Annotated in this window: 2 protein-coding genes and 1 pseudogene; 2 read left to right on the top strand and 1 reads right to left on the bottom strand. The window is 69.1% G+C overall.

From position 1 onward, the window contains the following. Window positions 1–558, bottom strand: a pseudogene (locus DBR22_RS14330) (oxidoreductase); the annotation flags it as partial. A gap of 124 nt (window positions 559–682) precedes the next feature. Here DBR22_RS14330 and DBR22_RS14325 point away from each other — a divergent pair. Together DBR22_RS14325 and DBR22_RS14320 are read left to right on the top strand one after the other, a co-directional pair. After that, window positions 683–1,693, top strand: a complete 1,011-nt coding sequence (locus DBR22_RS14325) for a Gfo/Idh/MocA family protein (protein WP_108599570.1) — start codon at window positions 683–685, stop codon at window positions 1,691–1,693. A gap of 17 nt (window positions 1,694–1,710) precedes the next feature. Further along, on the top strand, window positions 1,711–2,638 hold a 928-nt coding region (locus DBR22_RS14320), incomplete at its 3' end, for an ROK family protein (protein WP_258229211.1).

The following is a 2,638-nucleotide window of genomic DNA, read 5'->3' as shown; positions in this document are numbered from 1 at the left end:
GTTAAGGACAGCGAACCGCGTGGCAAGCAGGCCGATGACGCCTTGGCCGAAGATGGCGACCGTGGAGCCCGGGCCCAGGTCCGCCGCCAGCACGGCGCTGAGGGCGATTGCGCCGACCCGGACGAACGCGCCGGCGAGGGGATTCATCCCTTCCGGCAGCACATGGCCCCGCAGCGATTCCGCCGCCAGGATGCCTTCGTCGCGGTGACCCCAGATCCCCCAGACGATGTCGCCTACCTGAACCGGAGCCTCGGCCGCGGGGTTCCCTGCGCTGTCGCCGTTCGGCGGTGCCAGCTCCACTACTTCGCCCACCTCGGAGTATCCCCAGCCATCCAGCGGATAGCCGAGGGCCTGGGTGCCCGGGGCGAAAAGCCGCGATGCGGGATCCCAGACGGAGGTCAGGTAGGGGTTGGTGCCGCGGTAGGCAGTGAGTTCGGTCCCCGCCGAAATGCCCGAATACATGGTCCGTACGCGGGCCTGGCCTGCTTCGAGCGGGACGGACGGCTGGTCAATCACTGCGACGCTGCGCGGCGCCGCGATGCGGAGGAAGCGGGACACTTCGAATCGGTCCTTTTGACGAGGGGTTGTTGTGGGGATCAAAAATGTGATGTACATGACATTAGCACAAGCACTAGACCACTTGTGTATAGACGTTAGGCATAATCTGCAGTATCTTCATCACATGCTGTCCGACGCCTCCTCCCGTGCCGCGTACCCGCCCGTGAAGGTGGGGTTGGTGGGGGCCGGCCAGTGGGCCGCCACCATGCATGCGCCGCTGCACAGCGCGGGGGCCGGGACCGAACTCGCCGGCATCTGGTCCGCCAGCGGAAGCACCGCGGCGGCACTGGCCGCGGAGCACGGAGTACCGGCCTTCGGCACGTTCGAGGAACTCCTGGCATCGTGCGAAGCCGTGGACTTCGCCGTACCGCCGCCCGTCCAGGCCGAACTCGCGCCACAGGCGGCAGACGCCGGGCTCGCCCTGCTGCTCGAGAAACCGCTCGGTGCTTCGCTTGAGCAGGCAACAGCCGTCGCTGAGGCCGTCCGCCGCAACGGTGTGGCGAACGCCGTCGTCCTCACCAAGCGTTACCACCAACGCACCCGCGCCTTCCTTGCGGCCGCGGCGGAACTCCGCAGTCAGGGCGCTGTGCTCGGGGTGACCGGAACCTACCTGCATGGCGGCTTCCTGGCTGGCGGCTTTGTGGCACCTGGCGGCCGTAGCGGCCGGGCCGATCAATCCGGCCGGGGCACTCACGGTGTTCAGAGCTGGCGGGACGAGTTCGGTGCGCTGTACGATCTGGGCCCGCACCTGCTGGACCTCATGGACCTCGCCGCGGGGCCGATCGAAGCCGTCCGCGCCGACGGCAGCAAACAGTATGCAGCCCTCACCACTTTCCACAGCGGCGGAGCCACCGGCCAGGCATCCCTGTCCGGCTCCGTCAGGCTGCCGGCGGCCCGGACGACGCTCAGCCTGTACTCGTCCGCGGGCAGCCTGGACTACAGCACCGAAGGCATGGACCACTCCGAATGCTGGCCGGTGCTTCGCAGGGAGTTCGCCGACGCCGTCCGGCTTGGCACAGCCGTCACCGTGGACGTGGAGCGGGCCCTCTACCTCCAGGCCCTGGTTGAGGCCGCCGCCCGCTCCCTCCGGGAACAACGGCCGGTCGGCGTGGCCGGGCTCCTGGCAGGCGGCTGAAATTGAAGGATCAGGGGTTGCCCACACCCGTGCTGGAGATCGGGGGCACGCACGTCACGGCTGCCCTGGTTCAGCGTCCGGCAGTCCAGGGTCCCAAGGTTCAGGATCCCGAGGTTCAGGGTCCCGAGGGCGAGGGTGCGAGGCCCGGGGACGGCGGATGGCGGGTTGTGGCGGGCAGCGTGGTCCGCCGCGGCCTTGACGCCCAAGGGTCCGCTGCTTCACTGCTCGACGCCATCGCCGCAGCGGCAGATGCGCTCGGCAAAGCCCACAACGGCCAATGGGGAGTGGCACTGCCCGGGCCGTTCGACTACCTGACCGGAATCGCCCGTTACGAGGATGTGGGCAAGTTCGACCAGCTCCAGGGCGTGGATGTCCGCACGGGACTGGCACAAAGGCTGAGCATGGAGCCCCGCAGCATCACCTTCCTCAATGACGCCGACGCCTTCGGGATCGGCGAATCCGTCCTCGGCGCCGCAGGAGCGAGCCGCCGCGCCGTATGCATCACCCTCGGGACGGGCGTTGGTTCGGTGTTCCTGGCCGACGGCGTCCCCGTCAGGACCGGCGCTGACGTTCCACCCGACGGCCACTGCTACCGCCTGGAATTCCGCGGACGCCCACTCGAGGACACCGTGTCCCGCCGGGCCATCCGCCGCGCCTACGCCGCAGCCGCTGCCGAGGTCAGACATGACGCCGCCGTCAGCGATGGCCCGGCCGTCGGTGATGGCCCGGCCACTTCGGATCCCGGCGTCTCGGATCCCGACGCCGCCACCCCGGACGTGCGCGAAATAGCCGTGGCCTCCAGGGCCGGCGATGCCCTGGCAGTGGCGGTGCTTGAGGATGCCTTCGCGGCAGTCGGGGAGGCCACCGGGCCGTACCTTGAGCGGTTCGGCGCGGAAGTCCTGATCGTCGGCGGATCGATGGCGGAGTCATGGGACATCGTGGAAC

The organism is Arthrobacter sp. HMWF013, assembly GCF_003061105.1.
Classification (GTDB): domain Bacteria; phylum Actinomycetota; class Actinomycetes; order Actinomycetales; family Micrococcaceae; genus Arthrobacter.
The sequence above is the reverse complement of the archived record's forward strand: the minus strand, read 5'-3'. Positions and strand labels throughout refer to the sequence as shown.